Source organism: Nostoc sp. DedQUE07 (assembly GCF_034530975.2).
Taxonomy (GTDB): domain Bacteria; phylum Cyanobacteriota; class Cyanobacteriia; order Cyanobacteriales; family Nostocaceae; genus Nostoc.
Genome location: NZ_JAVRCC020000011.1, coordinates 56,784 through 79,225, shown reverse-complemented (window position 1 = coordinate 79,225; position 22,442 = coordinate 56,784). Strand labels below are relative to the sequence as shown.

18 protein-coding genes are annotated in these 22,442 nt (G+C 38.7%); all 18 read left to right on the top strand.

Annotation, left to right across the window (positions count from 1 at the left end; translation table 11 throughout):
* The first annotated feature begins 24 nt into the window (after window positions 1-24).
* The 18 genes from RMZ95_RS11710 (at window position 25) to RMZ95_RS11625 (ending at window position 21,978) form a co-directional block, all read left to right on the top strand.
* Window positions 25-813, top strand: coding sequence for a peptidylprolyl isomerase (locus RMZ95_RS11710; RefSeq protein WP_322682418.1), 789 nt, complete (start codon window positions 25-27; stop codon window positions 811-813).
* A gap of 434 nt (window positions 814-1,247) precedes the next feature.
* Window positions 1,248-1,496: a hypothetical protein gene (locus RMZ95_RS11705; protein WP_322682417.1), complete on the top strand. Its 249-nt coding sequence runs from the start codon at window positions 1,248-1,250 to the stop codon at window positions 1,494-1,496.
* Window positions 1,497-2,046: 550 nt separating this feature from the next.
* Entirely contained in the window at window positions 2,047-5,139 is a 3,093-nt protein-coding gene (locus RMZ95_RS11700) for a tetratricopeptide repeat protein (protein WP_322682416.1), read from the top strand.
* A 72-nt stretch (window positions 5,140-5,211) separates the two neighbouring features.
* The gene (locus RMZ95_RS11695; RefSeq protein ID WP_322682415.1) at window positions 5,212-5,652 is read left to right on the top strand and encodes a Nif11-like leader peptide family RiPP precursor; all 441 of its coding nucleotides are present in this window, start codon (window positions 5,212-5,214) and stop codon (window positions 5,650-5,652) included.
* Window positions 5,653-5,719: 67 nt separating this feature from the next.
* Window positions 5,720-6,982 (top strand): nif11-class peptide radical SAM maturase 3, encoded by a 1,263-nt coding sequence (locus RMZ95_RS11690; protein ID WP_322682414.1) that lies wholly within the window; start codon window positions 5,720-5,722, stop codon window positions 6,980-6,982.
* Window positions 6,983-6,988: 6 nt separating this feature from the next.
* Window positions 6,989-7,159, top strand: coding sequence for a hypothetical protein (locus RMZ95_RS11685; RefSeq protein WP_322670007.1), 171 nt, complete (start codon window positions 6,989-6,991; stop codon window positions 7,157-7,159).
* Between the two features lie 107 nt (window positions 7,160-7,266).
* Window positions 7,267-8,547, top strand: coding sequence for a calcium-binding protein (locus RMZ95_RS11680; protein ID WP_322682413.1), 1,281 nt, complete (start codon window positions 7,267-7,269; stop codon window positions 8,545-8,547).
* 386 nt (window positions 8,548-8,933) lie between these two features.
* Window positions 8,934-10,934, top strand: coding sequence for a tetratricopeptide repeat protein (locus tag RMZ95_RS11675; protein ID WP_322682412.1), 2,001 nt, complete (start codon window positions 8,934-8,936; stop codon window positions 10,932-10,934).
* A 50-nt stretch (window positions 10,935-10,984) separates the two neighbouring features.
* A complete protein-coding gene (locus RMZ95_RS11670; RefSeq protein ID WP_322682411.1) occupies window positions 10,985-13,528 on the top strand; it encodes a glycosyltransferase in 2,544 nt (847 codons plus the stop codon).
* 3 nt (window positions 13,529-13,531) lie between these two features.
* Entirely contained in the window at window positions 13,532-14,560 is a 1,029-nt protein-coding gene (locus RMZ95_RS11665) for an SDR family oxidoreductase (protein WP_322682410.1), read from the top strand.
* A gap of 10 nt (window positions 14,561-14,570) precedes the next feature.
* Complete coding sequence (locus RMZ95_RS11660) at window positions 14,571-15,836, top strand: class I SAM-dependent methyltransferase (RefSeq protein WP_322682409.1); 1,266 nt, start codon at window positions 14,571-14,573, stop codon at window positions 15,834-15,836.
* Between the two features lie 37 nt (window positions 15,837-15,873).
* Window positions 15,874-16,671 carry a sugar phosphate nucleotidyltransferase gene (locus tag RMZ95_RS11655; RefSeq protein WP_322670013.1) on the top strand — a complete coding sequence of 266 codons (798 nt, stop codon included), beginning with the start codon at window positions 15,874-15,876 and terminating at the stop codon, window positions 16,669-16,671.
* Entirely contained in the window at window positions 16,668-17,321 is a 654-nt protein-coding gene (locus RMZ95_RS11650; RefSeq protein WP_322670014.1) for a PIG-L deacetylase family protein, read from the top strand. Before RMZ95_RS11655 ends, RMZ95_RS11650 begins: the two co-directional genes overlap by 4 nt.
* A 39-nt stretch (window positions 17,322-17,360) precedes the next feature.
* Window positions 17,361-17,918, top strand: a complete 558-nt coding sequence (gene rfbC, locus RMZ95_RS11645) for a dTDP-4-dehydrorhamnose 3,5-epimerase (RefSeq protein ID WP_322682408.1) — start codon at window positions 17,361-17,363, stop codon at window positions 17,916-17,918.
* A gap of 160 nt (window positions 17,919-18,078) precedes the next feature.
* Window positions 18,079-18,963: a hypothetical protein gene (locus RMZ95_RS11640; protein WP_322682407.1), complete on the top strand. Its 885-nt coding sequence runs from the start codon at window positions 18,079-18,081 to the stop codon at window positions 18,961-18,963.
* A 35-nt stretch (window positions 18,964-18,998) separates the two neighbouring features.
* Complete coding sequence (locus tag RMZ95_RS11635; protein WP_322682406.1) at window positions 18,999-19,916, top strand: NAD(P)-dependent oxidoreductase; 918 nt, start codon at window positions 18,999-19,001, stop codon at window positions 19,914-19,916.
* Window positions 19,917-20,061: 145 nt separating this feature from the next.
* Window positions 20,062-21,408: a DUF4910 domain-containing protein gene (locus RMZ95_RS11630; RefSeq protein ID WP_322682405.1), complete on the top strand. Its 1,347-nt coding sequence runs from the start codon at window positions 20,062-20,064 to the stop codon at window positions 21,406-21,408.
* A 402-nt stretch (window positions 21,409-21,810) separates the two neighbouring features.
* Complete coding sequence (locus RMZ95_RS11625) at window positions 21,811-21,978, top strand: CopG family transcriptional regulator (protein ID WP_322662451.1); 168 nt, start codon at window positions 21,811-21,813, stop codon at window positions 21,976-21,978.
* The last annotated feature ends 464 nt before the right edge of the window (window positions 21,979-22,442 follow it).

The following is a 22,442-nucleotide window of genomic DNA, read 5'->3' as shown; positions in this document are numbered from 1 at the left end:
CTTAATTATTGGAGATATAGTGTTATGCCCCACAATCTGACCATTTCTACCTCAGATATCATTCACAGTCTTAAACTCTCCTGTCAGATACCTGCTGTTGTGGAGGCGATCGCGTCGCAAAGTATTATTACCGAAGCAGCTCAAGCGGCAGGAATTACAGTCACGCCAGAAGAACTACAGCAAGAAGGAGATAACTTAAGGTTCGCCAAGAAGCTTGTCAAAGCTAAAGACACCTGGTCATGGCTAGAAAAACATCACCTCTCTGTGGATCAGTTTGAAGAATTAGCCTACAACAACATCCTTTCGCGGAAGTTAGCGAATCATCTATTTTCCGATCAACTGGAAAAGCACTTTTACGAACATCAGCTAGATTATATCGCCGCCGTTACCTACGAAGTTGTCTTCGAGGGTCGAGACTTGGCTTTAGAGCTTTTTTATGCCCTAGAAGAAGGCGAAATCAGTTTTCCAGATATTGCTCGTCTATATATCTCAGAACCAGAAGCTCGTCGTGCTTATGGATACAAAGGACTCCGATACCGCAAAGATTTTCGTCCAGAGATTGCAGCCGCCGTATTTGCTGCTGCACCACCAGAAGCTCTCAAACCGATAACGACTCCCAAGGGAGTGTATTTAATTTGGGTGGAAGAAATCATTCAACCCCAATTAGATGAACAGTTGCGCCAAAAAATCATTACAGAATCCTTTTCTGATTGGTTAAAGCAACAAATCACCATGATGAAAATAGTCACTCAAATAGACTCAGACGGCTCACAAGAGGAATTAATAGATATGTTATACACCAAGACTAAATAATTTCATAATTTTCAGATGTTTTTGTCGCAAAGTATCTACCTAAGTTATCGGAGATTCCTTGAAGCTTCAAAAATGTTGCAGATACAGATTTTATATACTTAAAACTTAATATTTTTTCCTTTTTAGTGTTTTGTGAATATATCTACAAAGTGCTGTGTTTGCGTTATTTCAAAGTTAAATTCAATCGCTATAACTCTTGCTTGGCAGTAATTATTTTATTTCTGCTCAAATTTGTCATGCAGTTTTTTCTAACTTCAAATAAGACTATATATAATGATTTTTCAACACAAATACATTAGTTTTTTTAATCAAAAATTCCTCAAAAAAGCATTGACTTTTTTGAGGAATAAAGTATATTAGATGTATAGCCAAACGAAACAAGTTGGTTAGACCAAATATTCCCAACAACAGTTACAAATTTTAGGAGAACTCAAATGATTATTTCTGATCTGAACTACTTGGAAAATACCACTGAAGAAATTATTGGTGGTGGTAAGCCTAAGAAAATCGTCGTCGTCGTAATCCCGCCCAAGCCCCCTAAATTCAACAGCGTTGCACAAGCTGATGCAGATGCTTCAGCAAGCGGCGGCCTCAACAATATAGCTGTAACCTTTACTAACGTCACCGTTACTCCTAACAGTGCTACTGCTTCGTCATCAAGCGCTGCTTCTACTTCTAACTAAGTAGTAACAAGTAGTAATAATTAAACTCTACTTACAAAAAGTATTAACTTCTGCAAGTAGAGTTAGGCTCGAAAGCTTAGTATATTGATAAATGCCGAAGGCTCTTTGCTCATTTGAGCCTTCGGCTTTTACCAAAAATACACCCTTTTGTCTTAAAAAAATGTTTTTGCAATAAAGTTTTACAACTTAGAACATTTAATCCTCAACCCAATTACAGCCTGTGTTATTTACCCGCCCTGAATTAAAACTCTGGGCTAATAGTCATAAGACGAAAGATTTTACTGTAGCCTTAAGCTTCTCGTAGACCCCCGAAAGGTAGAGAAGAGTAAAATTCCTGTTAATTAAATTTAAGAAGTAACCAAGCAGACATGATATCAATCGATATCAGTTATAAGTTTCAAAAGCTTGAGTTCCTTGCAGATATAGGAACAAAAGACATTTTAAATAAAAAACATTGTATTTATAGCCCATAAAAGCCCATAAATGAAAGGATATAAGCTCCTAAATCTATTAATGGGGATTGTTAATTTTGAATTTGGAGCAAAGCGACGTGACGACAATTCCTGATGCTCTCCAACTCGCAAGTCAATATTATCAAAGTAAGCGCTTCACCCAAGCCGAAGAGATTTATTGTCAAATTATAGACTTAGATCCCCAGCAGTCAGAGGCATTATATGGATTAGGTCTGCTGGCGCAGCAACGGGAACAATATCAGAATGCAGAACAATTTTTTCAAGCAGCCCTGCAATTACAACCTGAAGCAGGGGCAATATCTAACAGTTTGGGGTTTAGTCTGCAACAACAGGGTAAGCTAGAAGAAGCGATCGCCTGTTATGAAAAAGCACTCTTAATTCTCCCAGACAGCATAGAAGTACAAATTAATATCAAAAATATTCTTCACATTCAAGGTAAGCTGTCACCAGAAGAACAAGCCCACTATGCAGAGTTGAACGAGCAGTTTGCTTTAGGTAAGCAAAAGGCAGGCGATTTCAAGATAGCAGAATTATATTATCGCCAAGCTATTGCATTGCAGCCAGATTTGGTATCATCTCATACTAATTTAGGAGAAGTACTCCAAAAACAAGGGCGATTCAATGATGCCATCGATTCTTACCAACAAGCACTGAAAATTAAACCAGACTATCATTACGCCTATCACAACTTAGGGTATCTTTTCCAGGAAAAAGGAAAATTTGCAGAAGCAATAGAAGCTTATGAAAAAACTTTAAGTATTCAACCTGATTTTGCAATCACCTATAATAACTTAGGAAATATTTTCAGGGCGCAAAATAAATTTGATGCTGCCATAGAATCTTATCAAAAAGCGATTAAAATTCGACCTGATGTTGATTACATATATTCCAACTTGGGAACAGCATTGAGAGATGATAACCAAATAGAAGCAGCAGTCCAGGCATTTGAGCAAGCCGTAAAAGTGAACCCAAACTATAATATGGCTAAATTTGGTGCTTGTATGAGCCAACTACCAGTTATCTATTCTAATGTTGATGAAATTGCATTCAGACGAAATCAGTATCAACAGTATTTGCAAGATTTAGCTAAATATTATGAATTAACTAATTGGGAAGAACGGGCAAAAGCATCGGAAGCTGTGGGAACATTTCAACCTTTTTATTTGACATATCAAGGTTTAAATGACCGAGATTTACAGCGAACTTATGGAGAAATGATTTTCCAAATTATGTCGAGTCGCTATCCCCAAGATTGCCAGCCGCTGGCTCTGCCAAATTTAGATAAAAATCAAAAGGTTCGTATTGGGATCGTTTCTGGGTTTTTATCTAGTCATTCTAATTGGAAAATCCCGATTAAAGGTTGGGTAGAAAATATAGATCGAAGTGAGTTTGAATTATTTGGTTATTATACGGGAGACAAAAAAGATTACTCAACAATGAGTGCCACCAAAACTTTTGATAAATTTGTTCAAGGTGTTCGCTCAACTGAACAATGGTGTGAGGTAATTACAAAAGATCGATTACATATCCTGATTTTCCCAGAATTTGGGATGGACCCAATGGCTCTCAAACTGGGTTGTCTGAGATTAGCGCCAATTCAAATGACATCTTGGGGACACCCTGAGACTAGTGGACTGCCGACAATTGACTATTACTTGAGCAGTGACTTAATGGAACCCGAAAATGCTCAAGAACATTATACAGAAAAATTAGTTAGATTACCCAATCTATCTATTCATTATATGCCTTTAGCAATTCCACCCGAAGAAATTAAGAAACCAGATATAGGTTTAAAAGAGGATGATATTTTCTTCTGGTGTTGTCAATCATTATATAAATATTTGCCTAATCATGATGATGTTTTTCCTTCTATTGCTAAAGAGCTAGGAAATTCTAAATTTGTGTTTATTAAAAGCAAAAGTGAAGAAATAACAGAAAAATTTCGCCAGCGCTTAAATCATGCTTTTGCAGAATTAGGATTAGATTATCAAAATCACTGTTTGTTTTTGTCTTTCCTCCATGACAGGAAGTTTGCTGGAACTACAGCTATAGCAGATGTCTTCTTAGATAGTATTGGTTGGTCTGGATGTAACTCCACACTCGAATCTATTGCTCATAATATTCCGATTGTAACTTTACCTGGAGAACTGATGCGATCGCGCCATTCTCTAGCAATTTTGCAGATGATGGGTATCGAAGAGACGATCGCTTCAAATAAATCAGAATACGTCCAAATTGCCATCCGTCTAGGGAAAGATGCTAAATATCGGCAATATATTTCTCAGCAAGTTGCAGAAAATAAACATAAATTATATGGCGATTTAAAGCCAGTTAGAGCGCTGGAAGATTTTATTTTGCAGTTGGTTAATAAACCAAGACAATTTAACGTTAAAGATGTTGCTGAACTGTTCCAACTTGCACTTCAGGAGCATCGAGCTAATCGCCTAGATACAGCCGAACAGCTATATCGTCAAGCGATCGAAAAACAACCAGACTATTCAGAAGCATTATACAATTTAGGGATGCTGCTACAGCACAAAGGTGAGTTGCAAGAAGCTCAGAAGCATTTGAGTGCAGCTTCGCAAGTTCAACCTAACTCCGTGAAAATTTGGTTTAGTTTAGGTAATTTGCTGCAAGGCCAAGGACAATTACCAGAAGCTGAAGCAGCTTACCGAAAAGCTATTGCTTTGCGACCAGATGCAGGGACAATATACAACAATTTGGGCTACACCTTGCAACAACAAGAGAAGTGGGAGGATGCGATCGCATCATATCAAAAAGCTCTGGAATTTCAGCCCAACTGCATAGAAGCAGAAATCAATTTAGCGAATGCGCTGTTTGCTCAAGGGAAGCTTTCGCTAGAGAAACAAGCCTATTATGCTGACTTGAATTATCAGATGGGCTTTGCCCACCAAGAAGGAGCTGATTGGGAAACTGCTATTGTTTACTATCGAAGTGCGATCGCAATACAGCCTGATTTGGTAGAAGCCCATTATAACTTGGGGGTGGCACTGCAAGAACAAGGGGAGCTAGAAGAAGCGATCGCTTGCTATCAAAAAGCTTTGGAGTTCAATCCCCAACACCAAGAAGCCAACATCAAATTAGGAGAAATTTACCAAAACCAGCAACAAAAAGTTACACAAGTGGACTCACTAAAAGTTTCTCGCTAAACGGGTTATTTGATGCGATCGTCAATTTTCATCAATCTAAACTTCAACTTTCAAATTAAGGGGGTAAAATTTATGTCATTAACAATTTTCGAGAAAGTTAAAGACTTCCTGGTAAGACTAGTCAAAGACGAGGCTTTTTACACTCAATTGATGAGTGATAAGATTGAGGAAGTGATAAAAGTCATGGAAGAAGGTGGCTATAATTTTTCTCAAGAAGAATTTGAAACAGCCTCAATTAAAATATTGGAGTTAAAAGAACTAGGCCAGTTTGACGACCTCAGTGAAGATGAATTAGTAGGAGCCTTTGGCGGGCTTACAAACAATAAGGATTCAGTCCTTCAGCCATTGTATGGTGTTGTAGTCTCACCTCCCGAAGAAGGTGGAAAACCACCAGTTAAAAAATGTAAATGGATTCCTAAACCAAATCCAAAGCCATGGCCGCTTCCCAAAGGAAAAATTCCACCTGTACAACCGTTATATGGAGCAGTTCTTAGTTCAACAGAAGTACAATAACCCGATAAAACGATGAAGAAATAGAATTCGTTCGTTTATTTCGAGGGTTGAGATTGAGAGTTAACCTATGACATATCAGCGCAAAAGCTACGCAGTTTGGGAAATTACCTTGAAGTGCAATCTAGCATGTAGTCACTGTGGTTCCCGTGCAGGACATGAGCGCGCCAAAGAACTTTCCCCAGAAGAAGCTTTGGATCTCGTCAAGCAGATGGCAGAAGTTGGAATTAAAGAAGTTACTCTCATTGGTGGTGAAGCATTTCTGCGTCCAGACTGGCTGGAAATCGCCAAAGCTATCAACGAGGCGGGAATGTTATGTGGTATGACTACAGGCGGTTATGGCATTTCCTTAGAAACCGCCCAAAAAATGAAGGAAGCGGGAATTCGTACCGTCTCTGTTTCTATTGATGGCTTGGAAGCAACTCATGACCGCTTGCGGGGAAAGAAAGGCTCTTGGAAATATGCATTTAAGACCATGAGTCATCTGCGAGAAGTGGGTATTTCTTTTGGTTGCAACACCCAAATTAATCGCCTCTCAGCGCCAGAGTTTCCCTGCATCTATGAGTGCATTCGTGATGCAGGTGCGCGTGCTTGGCAAGTTCAATTAACTGTACCAATGGGAAATGCAGCCGATAACGCAGATATCCTCCTCCAACCCCATGAACTGCTAGATATCTACCCCATGCTTGCCCGTGTGGCGCGTCGTGCTTACCAAGAAGGCGTGCAACTTCAGGCGGGAAATAATATTGGTTACTACGGCCCTTATGAACGACTGTTGCGGGGACGGGGAAAGGAGGATGACTTCTCATTTTGGCAAGGTTGCGGTGCAGGACTTTCCACTTTGGGAATTGAAGCTGACGGAGCGATTAAAGGTTGTCCCTCACTGCCGACTACTGCCTATACAGGTGGTAACATCCGAGAACATACCTTGCATGATATTATCGAGGGTGCAGAAGAACTACGCTTCAATCTAGGGGCAGGCACACCTGAAGGCACAAAACACCTATGGGGTTTCTGTAAAACCTGCGAATATGCTGAACTTTGTCGTGGGGGTTGCAGTTGGACAGCCCATGTTTTCTTTAATAAGAGAGGTAATAATCCTTACTGTCATCATCGCGCTCTTGTTCATGCCAAACAAGGTATGAGAGAGCGTGTAGTTCCCAAAGTAAAGGCGCAAGGATTGCCATTTGATAATGGCGAATTTGAGCTAATTGTTGAGCCTACAGATACTTTATTGCCAGCAAACGACCGATTACACTTTACTGCTGACAGCATTCAGTGGTCGGAAAGTTGGCAAAAAGAACCCGATCGTTATTACTCTCTCGTGAGATAATAAATTATGGCAGAAAATTCCGAAATTAACACAATTTCAGCGGAAAAAACTGACCTTGAGTCATCACCATCTCAAGAATTAGAGAAAATCCCACTACTTCCACGTTCCGCTTGGAATAGTCAACTAACCTATTTCAAAGTACTGTTAAAAGCGAAGCAAATCCTGGATAAAAGCTAACAGCTTCATTAGGGATATCAAGAGATTTAGCCCGTAAATTAGGAGAGAATTACTCCCCAAATATTTACGCGCAAATTTGTTAACTAACAAAATCAACACAGTTTTTTATGGCATCAAGAATAAGTCTAACACTGACAGTTCCAAAGTTACTTTCTTTTAATGGTAGAACTAATCTCAACAATAGACCCGATCCCAAGCCCGATCCTAGTCCTAATTTTGTTACCGCTGAAGGTGATGCTACTTTTTCTAACTATAGTGAAAGTGCTGCAAGCATTTTAACTACGACTCAGGCAGATACCTTAGTTAAAGGTGGTATAACTGCTGCAATTGCTGAGGCTCAAGCAAGTTTTGATCCAACTTTTTCATCACTTTTCACTAAGGCTGCTGTAGTTGGATTAAGTGGTCAATTTGAAGGTACTTCCAACAGCGAAGCAAAGGTACTTGCTAGTTTTGCGGTTGGTCGTAATGACAGCTTCTCTTTTGATTTTTCAGCAGATTTAAAATTGGCAGCTAAAGAAATTGAAAATCCTGACGTTGAATATAACAAGGGCCAGTCGACAACAACTTTTTTGGTATTAGATACCACAAATCCTAATCGGGCCAAAGTTTTAGATTATTTTGGCATCCAAGGTAAATTAGTCTCCTCCGATCAAATCGGGGATCTAACATTTGGTCGTAGTCGCAATGTCACAATCGAGACTCGTGACAAAGATGATGATATTGATGGCGACAATGGTACTGATTTCCTCAATGGTAGTGCTGTTGGGACTTATGAACGGAATTTTAATCGTAATACCAACTTAACTATAGTCAAAATTAATACTACTTCTGTTGAATTGGCAGGAGACACTTTAATCGGCAACCTGGGTAGAGATGTTATCTACGGCACGATTCGCAAGGATAATCTGACGGGAACCAACGGGGCAGACAAACTTTATGCTAGCTTAGGGGATGATAAGCTATCTGGAAAAAGAGGTAATGATAACCTCGACGCCGGCCAAGGTAATGATTCGCTAGATGGTGCCGAAGGCGATGATACACTCTATGGCGGTAAAGGCAATGATACACTCTATGGTGGTAGTGGTAATGATGTCTTAATTGGTGGCGAAGGTAATGACACATTTACTTTCAAACGTAGCGATTCCTTGTTGAAAAAAGATTTTGATGTCATTCAAGATTTTCAGGTTGGTGTTGACAAGCTTGTATTAGATGGCTGGGGAAGTCGAGGTAACATCACAGATACCAGCGATGGCGCTCTTCTCACCTTAAATACTTTGTCTCTGGGTAATACTTTGTCTCTCGGTAATACTTTGTCTCTCGGTAATAATCCTCAACAAAGCATACTATTTTCAAACGTGAGTGCAAGTGATATCAGCTCGGTAATATAATTTGCTTAAGGCTAATTGCTCGTTTCATTTCCTAACAGACTCTGATTTACAAGCATCTCAGTCAAAACAATCGGGTAAGTAAAAAAATCTGATTGTACAATAAAATTTCGATACCTTTTCTGGGAGAGGTTTTGCCAACAGCAAACCCTATGGTGTACGCACTGAAATTACTTGACTTGGTAATGTTCGATCGCTAGCTTCAGGCTTATTTCTCGTCCATACTGTTGACAAAATCTCTCCCTTATTTTAATTAAATAGCCTTGCTTGATTAACAGGCAAAAATAGGGAAAATATTTTATTAGTAGTTATCACTTATGTTCTGAAATTATAGTAATCTATAACAATATAATATCAAATTCAAATATAGTTATAGATACTACAGAGTTATGAATGCTACAAATATTTCAGCATCTAGAGTTAAATCTTTTATTCAAATTGCGATACAAAAGCATCAGTCAGGTGACAAGGATGAAGCTGAATCGCTAAATCAAACAGAAGTAGCTGAAATCCTTGAACTAGCAGTTCAACAGCAACAAGACAATAGTTTATTGGAGGCAGAACTGCTGTATAGTCAAGTTCTGGAAAAACAACCCGATAACCATGAAGCTTTATATGGTTTAGGGATGTTAGCGCAACAGATGGGGCAACTCCAAACTGCTGAACAGTGGCTAAGTGCGGCTTCACAAGTTCAACAAAATTCTGTAAAAACTTGGTTCAGTTTAGGTAATTTGCATTTAGTTCAAGAACAGTTTTCCGAAGCAGAGAAAGCTTATCGGCAAGCTTTAGTTTTATTACCTAATTCATTACCAATTTACAACAACTTGGGCTATACTCTGCAACAACAAGGATTATTTGAAGAAGCAATTAACTATTATCAAAAAGCTCTAGAGCTAAAGCCAGACTTTATCGAAGCAGAGACTAATTTGGGTAATGCGTTACACGCTCAAGGTAAGCTCTCGATCAATCAAAAAATATACTATGCACAATTAAATAATCAATTGGGTGTTGCTCGGAAAAAAGCTCTCGATCTGAAAAATGCTGTTACTTGTTACAAGCAAGCGATCGCACTACAACCAAATTTGTTAGAAGCCCATTATAACTTGGCTTTGGCGCTGCAAGAACAAGGAGAATTAGAAGAGGCGATCGCATCCTACCAAAAACTCTTAGAACTTCATCCCAACGATGGAGAAGTATACCTCAATTTAGGCAAAATTTATCAACAACTCAACCAATATCAGAAAGCTGTTTCTGCCTATCGACAAGGGTTAAAGCTAATTAATCCTCACTATGCCAAAGCATTAGTATTTAGTGAGGATGCCGAAATTCCTCAACAAGTACCAGTCACGCCCTCAATTCCCCAAAGAGAGGTAATTGTAGGGGAATACAGCTTTCCGACTATTCCAACCGTAGCAAATACAGGTAAGCGTCCTTTCTGGAGTGTGGTGGTAACTGTATACAACCGCATAGATTATCTACTCGAATGCCTTGTTAGTGTATTGACCCAATGGCAAGGAGAAGAGCAGATGGAAATCATCGTCATGGACGATGCCAGTACAACGCCAGTATTTGAACTGGTGAATAGTATCGGACAAGGAATAATCAACTACTATCGCAATCCGCAAAATCTCGGTTTGCCAGGAAATTGGAATGCCGGAGTTGCTCTAACTCGCGGTCATTGGATTCATTTACTGCACGACGATGATTATATTCTCCCAGGTTTTTATTCTCGGCTACAAGAAAGTCTAGAAGGGTCTTCAGATTCTATAGGAGCCGCTTTTACAGGTTATGAAAATATTAACGAGAAAGGAGAAGTAATTTTCAGCCAACAAGTCTATGGAGAGCAGCGAGGAATTGCCCAAAATTGGTTGCAAATTATCGGAGTTAGTAACTCATTGAATATGCCTGCGGTAGTGATTCGTCGAGAAGCACACGAACAATTGGGCGTATATCATCCTGAACTGACCTATACAAGCGATTGGGAAGTTTATAAACGCATTGCCTCTGTTTATGATTGGTGGTATGAACCAGAAATTTTAGCTCGTTACCGCGAACATGCTAACAATGTCACCAGCCAACTGTTACTCTCTGGGAAACAGATGATATCCATCCGCCGTGCAATTGAAATTTCAAAGAGTTATTTTCCTATTGAATACTCGGCACAAATTACCGTCCAATCCCAGAGTCATTATTTTCTTTATTGTCTAGAATCGCTGATAATTCCCCTACAGGCTGGGAATCTGGCTGGAGTTTGGCAAGGGTTAGAAGAAGCTTTAAAAATAGATCGTAGCCCGGAAGCAGTGGCAAAGTTATTCCGGTGGTTAACACAAGAAAAAGCAGCTCCTCTGCGTGAAGAAATTGCCTCAAGATTTATCTCACTTCCTTTGTAAAGACTTGTTTAGGAAAAAGCAAAAATTTTCTAGTTTTGGACTAAAAAACTATGTCAATTAGTCAAGTAGAGCATCCTACTATAAATGCTTCATCTTTTGAGCCACAAAATCGACAAGATGGGATCAGCGGTCTGATGCGAGTTCGTAATGAAGAAGAGTTTTTGGCACCAACAATTGAATCTTGGATTGATTATGTTGATGAATTGGTAATAGTGTTTCATCAGTGTACAGACAAAACTCCTCAAATAATAGAGGCATTTGCACAAAAATATCCTCAGAAAATACGGGCTTTTCATTACTTACCTCACGTCTATTCGTTTAGTACAAAAGAACAAGTTGAATTGGATGTAAACAACATTCATTCTTTCGTTTTTTATTCTAATTTTGGTCTTAGTCAGACGCAGTATAAAATTTGCGTTTATATCGACGGCGATTCCATAGGTATTCCTGATAAATTAAAAATTATTTATAATTATTTGAAGCAAAATCATCTGCAAAATACAGCCTTATTTTTTTCAGGAGTAAATTTATATCAACGTCCAAACGATCCCAACTACTACACAAATTTAAAATGTGTTGCTTCTGGTGATGGAGATGTGGCATATTGGACAGTTTCACCGCAAAATATTTTTGATAAAAATGCCAAAATTCCATTTTGTGAAGCAATTCAATTTGAAGGCATCACAGCTTATTATTTAGGCTTTATTTTCTGGCATACACATTGGTTAAAGAAGAACGCATTTTCGAGAAATGGCGGCAGAGAATTAGATGGTGAGCTTTTAGAAAAACTGAACGATATGGAGAAAAGGAATAGAGATAAGGAATTAATTTTACTATCTCCAAAATTTAAGCAAGAAAATAAAAACTTTCAAAATATTCCTTACCAAAAGTTTCTCTTGTATTTCGATTTTGCTTCTTTGCCTGATGTAATAGCCCTAGAGTCAAAGCTAGTAGCAAGACATAATAATTTGGGTTATACTTTGGAACAACAAGGTAAGTTTGATGAAGCAGTTACTTGTTATCAAAAAGCCTTAGAACTCCAGCCTAACTTTGCCGAAGCAAAAGTTAACTTAGGCAACACCCTGAACGCGCAAGGTAAACTATCAAAAGCTCAACAAGCAGACTACGCGGATTTGAATCAGAAATTTGCACATTCTTGCACGATCGCAGGGGATTTTAAGAAAGCAATTAATTATTATCGTCAAGCGATCGCTCTTGACCCAAATTCGCCAGAGACATATTATAGCTTAGGCAACATCCTGCAAGAAGAAGGTTTATCGGAAGAAGCGATCGCCTCATATCGCCAAGCCCTAAAACTCAATCCCTTAAACTGGAAAATCTACGTCCGTTTGAGTCAGGTTTACCAAGCTCAAAACAAGAGAGCAGAGGCGATTTCTGTGTATCGTCAGGCATTAACTTTACTCAATCCTCACTATGCCAAAGCCGTATCTGCTTACTTTGATGCTGCCATCACTCCAGAAATGCTCGTTACTCCCCCCATTCCTCAAGCTGAAGTTACTATTGGCGACTATCAGTTTCCAGCGATTCCACCTGTAATAGAGCCAGAGAAACCTCGACCATTTTGGACTGTAGTGATTCCGGTATATAACCGCACCGATTATCTCCTGGAATGTCTGGCTAGCGTCTTAGTGCAATGGCCTGGGGCAGAGCAGATGGAAATTCTGGTAATGGATAATGCCAGTACAACACCGTTGTTCGATCTAGTAAACAGTATTGGGGGAGGAGTAATCCGCTACTACCGCAATCAAGAAAATATTGGTGGAGCGAGAAATTATAACGCCGGGATTGCCCTGAGTCGCGGTCAGTGGGTGCATGTTCTCCATGATGATGACTGTGTACTTCCAGGTTTTTATGAACGCCTTCAGCAAAGTCTGGCAACTTGTCCAGATACAGTTGGAGTTGGTTGTACGGGTTTTGAATATATTAACGAAAAAGGAGAAACGATCAACACTGGAGAAGTAGTTTCGGTGTATGGAGAACACAGGGGCATCATGACAAATTGGCTGTCCAACATAGGTGTCTGTGGTCTAGTAACCATACCTGCAATAGTCATTCGTCGAACCGCTTACGAACAGTTAGGAGGACATTACCCGAACTTAACTGAAATTTCTGACTGGGAAATATTTAAACGCTATGCTGCTAATTACGATTGGTGGTACGAACCAGGCATTTTGGCACGTTATCGCGAACATACCCAAAAATTGACATCTGCAAATTGGCTTTCTGGAAAGATGCCAAAAGCTATCCGCCATGCGATTGAAATTTCTGATACCTATTTTCCTATTGAGCAGCGCGCCAAGATTACCAGAGAAGCTCGCAGCCAAAATTTCAACTATTGTCTGACACGAGCAGCAATTCCTCTCCAGGTGGGCAATATCGCCGGAGCTTTGTCTATACTGCAAGAGTCCCTCAAAATAGATCGCTCTCCACAAGCAGTAGCAAAGTTATTCGCTTTGTTGACTCAAGATGAAGCCGCTCCCCTACGCGAAGAAATCATTGCTAAGTTGCTATTAGCACCTATAGACAATATTCCTACTGAATTAAAACCCCCACAAACTGCGATCGCACTATAGGATATGAAAATACTTGTAACTGGAACTGAAGGCTATATCGGCTCATTATTAGCTCCCCTGTTGATCCAACAAGGTCATGAAGTTATTGGTTTGGATACTGGCTTTTATAAAGTAGGTTGGCTATATAACGGCACCAAATTAACTGCCAAAACCCTCAACAAAGACATCCGCCACATTACAATAGAAGACCTACAAGGCGTAGAAGCAATAGTTCACATGGCAGAACTCTCTAACGACCCTTTAGGTCAGTTAGCTCCTGATATCACCTACGATATCAACCACAAAGGCTCAGTACATATAGCGAAACTGGCGAAAGCAGCAGGAATCCAACGCTTTGTCTATACATCATCATGCAGTGTCTATGGTTTTGCCACTGAAGACTACGTTAGCGAAGAGTCTACCATCAATCCCCAAACAGCTTATGCCAAATGCAAAGCACTTGTCGAACAAGATGTGAAACTCCTTGCTGATGATAGCTTTTCTCCTACCTTTCTCCGAAATGCCACAGCCTATGGAGCCTCTCCGAGAATGCGCTTTGATATTGTCTTAAACAATCTAGCCGGTTGGGCATGGACAATTAAAGAAATCAAGATGAACAGTGACGGTACACCTTGGCGTCCCCTAGTGCATCTGTTGGATATCTGCAAAGCAATTATCTGTACCTTAGAAGCTCCGCGCGATCTAATTCACAACCAAATTTTCAATGTCGGCGATACAAATAGCAACTATCAAGTCAAACAAATTGCTCAAATAGTTGCAGAAGTTTTTACAGATTGTCAATTGAGCTTTGGTAAACACGATCCTGACAACCGCAGCTATCGAGTTTCATTTGATAAAATTAACCAAAATTTACCAGGATTCAAATGTGAATGGGATGCCCAACGCGGTGCTCAACAACTATATAATGTCTTCCAGCAAATTGATATGGATAAAGGAACATTTGAGTCTAGAGGTTTTACTCGCCTAAAACAACTGGAATACCTCATTCGCACCCAGCAAATCGATCGAGATTTCTTCTGGCAGACTGTTTAAAATATAAATTATGAATTTATCAAAATCAACAAATAATCAACTAATAACTGGTAACTGTCTGTTCTGTGGAACAGGGTTGCGCCATACCTTCGTAGATTTAGGGATGTCTCCTCCCTGCGAAAGCTATCGCAGTCTCAAACAACTGAATGAAGTGGAGCCATTTTATCCTCTGCATGTCTATGTTTGTGAGGAATGTTTTTTAGTTCAACTCCAAGAATACATTAGCCCGGAAAATATTTTTAGTGACTACGCTTATTTCTCTTCCTACTCTGATAGCTGGTTGCAACACGCTAAAAAATACGTTGATTTGGTAGTAGAACGTTTACAATTAAACCAGGAGAGTCAAGTAATAGAAATTGCTAGCAATGATGGTTACTTGCTGCAATACTTTGTTGCCAAAAATATCCCAGCGCTGGGAATAGAACCAGCTGCAAATGTTGCTGAAGTAGCAATTAAAAAAGGTATTCCTACAGTTGTCAAGTTTTTTGGACAGAAGACAGCCCAAGAACAGGTTGCTCAAGGCAAACAGGCAGATTTATTACTCGGAAATAATGTCCTTGCTCACACACCATATCTCAATGATTTTGTCAAAGGGATGAAAATTATCCTCAAACCGTATGGTGCAATTACTATGGAATTTCCCCACTTGATGCGGTTAATCGAGGAAAATCAGTTTGATACTATTTACCACGAGCATTTCTCTTATTTTTCCTTTCTTACCGTAGAAAAGATTTTTGCAGCTCACGGTTTGACAATTTTTGATGTAGAAGAATTAACTACTCATGGTGGTTCTTTGAGAATTTATGCCCGCCACAATGAAGATTCTTCTAAACCCGTTAGTCATCAAGTATCAGAACTGAAATCTAGAGAAGAAGCGGCTGGTTTTACGCAATTAGAATACTATTTTTCCTTTGGAGAACAGGTTAAAGAAACTAAACGCAAGTTATTAGATTTTTTGATCGAAGTTAAGCGGGAGGGAAAATCGATTGTTGGTTACGGTGCTCCAGGTAAGGGAAATACTCTTTTAAACTATTGTGGTATCCGCACAGATTTTCTTGACTATACAGTAGACCGTAACCCTTACAAACAGGGTCAATTTTTACCAGGAACTCATATTCCGATTTTTCATCCAGACAAAATTACCGAAACAAAGCCTGACTATCTACTAATTTTGCCCTGGAATCTGAAAAATGAAATTATGGCACAAATGGCTTATATTCGGGATTGGGGAGGTCAATTTGTTGTACCAATTCCTGAAGTGAATATCTACTCTTGAGTATTTGATATTTTTTTATCAAAAAGAGGTAAGTAACATGAAAGTAGTTTTATTTTGCGGTGGTTTAGGAACTAGAATGAGAGAGTATTCAGAAAGTATTCCTAAGCCAATGGTGAATATTGGTTATAGACCAATATTATGGCACGTAATGAAATACTATGCTCACTATGGACACAAAGATTTTATCTTATGTCTTGGTTACAAAGCTGACCTAATTAAAAGCTATTTTTTGAATTACAATGAATGGCTTTCTAATAACTTTAGCCTTTCCAATGGCAGCAACATTCAGTTGTTTAATCGGGATATTCAAGACTGGAATATCACATTTGTAGATACAGGGTTAACTGCCAATATTGGACAAAGATTCAAGGCAGTAGAAAAGTATCTAGAAGGAGAAGAAGTATTTTTAGCTAACTATAGTGACGGTTTGACAGACTTGCATCTGCCAACGTATATTAATCATTTTTATGAGCGTGATAAAATTGGTAGTTTTTTGTGTGTTAGACCTAGCCAAAGTTTTCACCTAGTTGATATGGATGAGGATGGTTTGGTAAAGGATATCAATGAGGTCAAGCAACGTGATATTTGGATTAATGGAGGATATTTTATCTTTAAAAAAGAGATTTTTAACTATATTAATCGTGGCGAAGAACTTGTTCTTGAACCTTTTCAAAGACTGATTGCCAAAAAAGAACTTTTTGCGTATCGATACACTGGCTTTTTCGGGGTAATGGATACGTTTAAAGAGAAGCAACAGTTAGATGATATGTATGCTCAAGGCGAAAGACCTTGGGAAGTATGGGGAGATGAACAACTAGAAGTTAGCCATCTATGATCCAACTTACCTTGAACAAGACAGAAGAATCTGAGTACAAAATTCTTTGTCTAGGTTCTCATTGCGATGATATCGAGATTGGTTGTGGAGGCACAATCTTAAAGCTAATAGAAAATTACCAAGATGTTGTTATCTATTGGGTTGTCTTTAGTTCCAACGAGCAAAGAGCGCAGGAAGCAACCATAAGTGCTAATCTATTCTTAAAAGAAATCCCAGTCAAGAAAATTATCATTAAAAATTTTCGAGATGGCTTTCTGCCTTTTGAAGGGATAAAGGTAAAGGAGTGCTTTGAACAGTTAAAGCAGGAATTTTCACCAGATATAGTCTTTACTCATCATCGAGACGATCGCCATCAAGATCACCGCTTAATTTCTGACTTGACTTGGAATACCTTTAGAAATCATTTAATTTTAGAATATGAAATACCCAAATATGACGGTGATTTGGGTATTCCTAATTTCTTTGTTCATTTAAATGAAACACTCTGCCATCGAAAAATTCAATATATTTTGGATGCGTTTGCTACCCAAAATAATAAGCAGTGGTTTACAGAAGAGACTTTTCGTGCAATTCTCAGAATTCGTGGGATTGAATCAAATTCACCGAGTAAATATGCTGAAGCATTTTACTGTCGAAAAATGTTTTTCTAAAAAATTAGAGTTTTAATTTTCTCGCTAATTTGCAAATTTATGATCTTTACTGAAACTAAAATAAAAGAAGCATTTATTGTTGATTTAGAGTTGCACCGAGATAGTCGGGGCTTTTTTGCTCGGAGTTTCTGTATTCAGGAATTTCAAGATCGTGGCTTAAAACCTACTATTGCCCAATGCAATTTATCTTTTAACTATAAAAAAGGAACATTGCGGGGTATGCATTATCAAATACCTCCTTCTCAGGAAACAAAATTGGTGCGTTGTATCAAGGGGGCTATTTATGATGTAATTATCGATTTGCGTCCAGAATCTCCTAGCTATTTATCTCATATTGGTATAGAGTTGACTGCTGAAAATCGCCTTGGTCTCTATATCCCAGATAGGTGTGCTCACGGTTTTCAAACTCTCAGCAATGAGACGGAGGTGATGTATCAAATGGGTGACTTTTATGCACCAGAATATGCTGGCGGGTATCGCTATGATGACCCAGCTTTTGGTATTGAATGGCCTCTATCTGTGACTGAAATTTCGGATAAAGATCGAGCTTGGAGTTTATTTGAATCGGACAAAATTGTAACGCCTACGGTAATGTAAGACTTTTAAGAGCAATTTAAAAATATATAGTTGCTGAGTGAATATAGGATTAGGAACGCACAGAAGCGCACAGACAGAGAAAATCAAAATTTGAAAAATTAAATTTTGATTTTCATACTTAATACTGTGTTCAAACTTTGTTACAGCAAATGAGGGCGAAGTGAGTACAATTTATTTTGATTCGATTTTTAGTGATGAAATCAGACGCAAGCATCTTTATGATGGACAAGTGTTTGTCTTTTCTCCTTGCGCCAGTGCGATCGCTCTATGCAATTTTGCTCGTGGCATGGTTGAAGAAGCATTTGCCCCTTTAGATCCAAGAGAAGCACAACATAGCTTGCCTGTAGAGAAATACGTTGATATTTTAGCACAACTCAAGCCAGCTTTTATCCATCACCCTGAATCTAAACAACTCATTCAAGGCATCTTGAAAGAAAGTGGATGTGACTTAAACAAAACCTATTTCGATGTACCTCGCCTGAGAACAGCAACCAGCGATCGCTATCTGACTGCTGGCATTGCTTACGCTTTCCATCCTCATCGTGACACCTGGTACTCTGCTCCTCAGTGCCAGATCAACTGGTGGATTCCCGTCTACGATATTACCCCAGAGAATGCGATGGCATTCCATCCCCGCTACTGGAGTCAACCAGTTAAGAATACCTCAAGGGATTATGACTACGCTCAGTGGACTAAAGAAAGTCGCAAAAATGCGGCACAGCATATTAAAACAGATACGCGCAAGCAACCCCATGCAGAAGAAACTTTAGAAATGGAGCCGCAATTGCGGTTAATTACACAAGTCGGTGGCATGATTCTCTTTTCAGGAGCGCAGATGCACTCCACTATTCCCAACACATCAGGCTATACCCGTTTTAGTATTGACTTTAGAACTGTACATTTTGATGATGTCATAGCTCAAAAGGGTGCGCCAAATATTGATTCAGCTTGTACAGGAACTTCTTTAGGCGACTTCTTACGAGGCACTGACTTCTATCCGATTACTGACACATTGTTGTTGTCTACAACAAACAATCTCTTGTAGAATAACTTTTGTTTTCCCAACTCCAGTCTGTATAAATGGTGAACTCTGTTGAAAAATTGTCTGGACAAACAATACTAATTACAGGTGCTAGCGGATTTCTAGGATCTCATTTAGTCCGTCATTTATGCCAGAATGGTGCAGAAGTACATGCTGTTTCTCGCAGTTTTCATACTTCTGATATCAGCTGCTTGCGATGGTGGCACGGTGACATGGAAGACATTAAGTTTGTTCAAAACCTTTTCCACAGCATTAAACCTGACCTAATCTTCCATTTATCCGGTCTTGTGACAGCAGTTCCTAATCTAGAGTTCATATTGCCTACCTTTCACAGTTTACTGACTAGTACTATTAACTTGTTGACGGTAGCTGCCGAAATTGGCTGTAGTCGCATTGTGTTAATAGCTTCTTTAGAAGAACCAGAACAAGATCGTCCTGAAGTAGTTCCTTCTTCTCCTTACGCTATTGCTAAATTTGCTAGTAGTACTTATGGTCGGATGTTCCATCGACTCTATCAGACACCTGTAGTTCTTGTTAGACCCTTTATGACCTATGGGCCAGGGCAAAATGTGTATAAGATCGTTCCTTCTGTTATTCTTTCCTTGTTGCAAGGGCAAGCTCCAAAACTTAGTAGTGGAAAGCGTCAAGTTGATTGGATTTATATCGATGACGTGATTGCAGGACTTCTGGCTGTAACACAAGTTCCTAATGTAGAGGGTTGTACATTTGACTTAGGTTCGGGAGAACTAGTACCCATTCATGCAGTTGTGTCCCAGGTTGTTAATCTGGTTAACCCTCAAATCCAGCCTCTATTTGGTGCTTTACCTGAGCGGCCGATGGAAAGAATAAGAGTAGCTGATACGGCTTATACATACGATAAACTGGGTTGGCAACCTTCAATTCCTCTAAAGAAGGGCTTAGAATTGACTGTAAATTGGTATACAAAACATCATTAACAATTCAAAATTCAAAATTCAAAATTAAAGACAGTTGAAGTTGGGAATTTAAACCCCAACTCAATTGATACTACGTGTAGACGTAAAGATACCCCTTGATTTCAGGATAAAAGATTAGATACACAAGTTCACAAGGATTCTATTTATGGTTGCAGATATTCAGAATATTAATTTAGTCGATTTAAAAAATTCTTTGAACTTAAAGGATATCAGTCTAGAAATTTACCAACTAATTTCTGATTTATATCCCATTTGCCGTAGTATTACAGGTAACGGTTTTAGAGAAACTTTAAAAAGTCTCCAGCAGTATATTCCTTTGTCAGTTCATGAAGTGCCAACAGGAACAGAGGTATTTGATTGGACAGTTCCTAATGAGTGGAATATTAAAGATGCCTATATTAAAAACTCTCAAGGTGAAAAGATTGTAGATTTTACTAATTCAAATTTGCACGTTGTTAACTATAGTATTCCTATACATCAAAAAATATCTCTTCAAGAACTTAAATCGCATTTATTTACACTTGCCGATTATCCTAATTGGATTCCTTACCGAACTTCATATTACAAGGAAAGTTGGGGTTTTTGCCTGACTCACAATCAGTATTTGCAACTAAAAGATGAAGAATATGAAGTATGTATTGATTCTTCTCTGCAACCAGGTTATTTGACTTATGGTGAGTATTATATTCCAGGGGACAGTACTGATGAAGTCTTGATTTCTTGCCATGCCTGTCATCCTTCACTGTGTAATGATAATCTTTCGGGAATTGCGATCGCTACTTTTCTGGCTAGATATTTAAGTCAAACGACATCAAGATATTCCTACAGATTTCTCTGGATTCCCGGAACCATTGGCTCAATTACATGGTTGGCTCTTAATGAAGCTCAAGTCAATAACATTAAACATGGCTTGGTATTAACTTGTTTAGGAGATGCAGGCAACTTTACCTACAAAAAAAGCCGTCGAGGTGACACTGAAATCGATAAAGTTGCTGCTTATGTACTCAAAAACTCAAAACAAGATCACAAAATTATAGATTTCTTCCCCTATGGCTATGATGAGCGACAATATTGCTCGCCAGGATTTAATTTAGCTGTAGGTTGCTTCATGCGATCGCCTCATGGTAGTTTTCCTGAATACCATACCTCAGCAGACGATTTAAATTTCGTTCAACCCCAATATCTAGCCGAGTCATTCTTTCAATGTCATTCAATGTTGCATATCCTCAACAATAACGAAATCTACTACAACAAAAATCCTAAATGTGAGCCACAGTTAGGTAAAAGAGGAATATATCGAGCAGTTGGTGGTAACAAAGATAGCGGACTAAATGAAATGGCAATCCTGTGGGTTTTAAATTTATCTGACGGTCAGCATACTCTATTAGATATTGCAGAAAAGTCGGCAATGCCATTTGATGTAATTAAATCTGCTGCCGATACATTATCAACACATGACTTATTGAAGAAGAATTCAGAAGTCATAATTTAGGAGCAAAGCCGGAGACGCTCCGCCAAGGCGTCAGAATCAATGTTAACAATTAAAACCAACTAAGCACAGCTAACCCTGAGTTCGTAGCGAATAGACTCAAAACTTACTTTGCGCTCCTTTGCGCTATACTCTGTGTCCCTCTGCGTTTAAACGTTCTGTGAGAATACTTATTTTGTATTCATATATTTAATATTATTTTTACATCCTATTTATAATTACTGCCTAGAAAGTAGCTTAACTTTATAATCTAGAATATACTTCATATTTTCGCTATTGCTGGGAAAAATATCCTATTTAACTTCATGATTACTTGAACTAAATGTCATTACTTATACCATTGTAAGAGCAGTTTAGATGATTGATATTAGAGAAGTAATTTCAAAAACATACCTTATCTAGTACATGAATAAAAAATGGGCTGTTAAACGACTTACAATCAATCTCACATCAGGCGAGGCACAGAAGCTTGAACAATACTGTTCAACGACAGGCAGACCAGCAACTGATGTAATTCGGGAGTTAATTCGCTCTCTTTATCCTAAAGATGAAAAAGCCTCTGAAAGCTCATGAATTAAACTGCAAAAAAGTGAAACAGAATAAGTACATTTTAATTTGTCAGTGAAATATGCTGCTTAACAGTTATCAGCTAACAGTGAATCCCTATAAGTAAAGTTAGGGAATTTAAATAAGAATACTCTCTTACAAAGTTCAGAGCCGAGGAAATCTTCGCTCTGACTTTTGCTTTGGATATCGTGCAATCATTTTGATACACTTGCATAATTAAAAATATCAAATTAATTGAATAAAAGGTAGAATTCAGCATCAAGATGTTCTTACTGGCTTGCTTACTTGTAGCAATAGCGAGTCTGCAAGTGTTTTGTAAACCACCAAATTTAAAGTTTTGTGGCTGTCTTTAAGCAGTAATTTATCCATTTTTTCGCGCAGAATACCCTTCTTGATATCTGGCTTTGCGCTTTTTTCAAGAATATACTCAGCAAAGCAACCACTATGTATTTGCGGCGCGATCGCAATTG